Here is a 615-nt window from a genome sequence, read left to right on the forward strand (position 1 = left end):
AAAAAAAGTTTTTCTATATGTATTTAATACAATGTCGGACTGGGAATATGGATATTTAATTGCTGAACTAAACTCAGGAAGATATTTCAAAAAAGATTTAGCACCTTTAAAAGTAATTACAGTAGGAACTAATAAAGAAATGATTACTACTATGGGAGGACTGAGCATAAAACCAGATATTTCCCTTGATGAATGTACTCTTGAGAGTAAAGATCTTTTAATTTTACCAGGAGGGACTACTTGGAGTGAAGAAATTCATCAACCTATCTTGGAAAGAATTGGCCAAGCTTTAAAGCTTGGCACTATTGTTGCTGCAATTTGTGGTGCAACTGAGGGCCTCGCGAATATGGGATACTTAGATACTAGAAAGCATACAAGTAATAACTTAGAATATACTAAAATGGTATGTCCTAACTATAAAGGAGAAAAGTTCTATGAGTTGGGATCTGCGGTATCTGATGCGAATTTAGTTACTGCATCAGGAATAGCACCTCTGGAATTTGCAATGGAGGTACTGAAAAAAATAGATGTATTTACACCAGATGCATTACATTCATGGTATAACCTAAATAAGACTCATAAACCTGAATACTTCTTCCAGTTAATGAATTCAAT

Annotated in this window: 1 protein-coding gene; it reads left to right on the forward strand. The window is 33.8% G+C overall.

Translation table 11 applies throughout. From position 1 onward, the window contains the following. Positions 1–615: type 1 glutamine amidotransferase family protein (locus tag ACTYBU_RS22480; protein ID WP_445493257.1), on the forward strand; the 615-nt coding region annotated here is incomplete at both ends.

This window comes from Niallia sp. 03133, assembly GCF_052663225.1.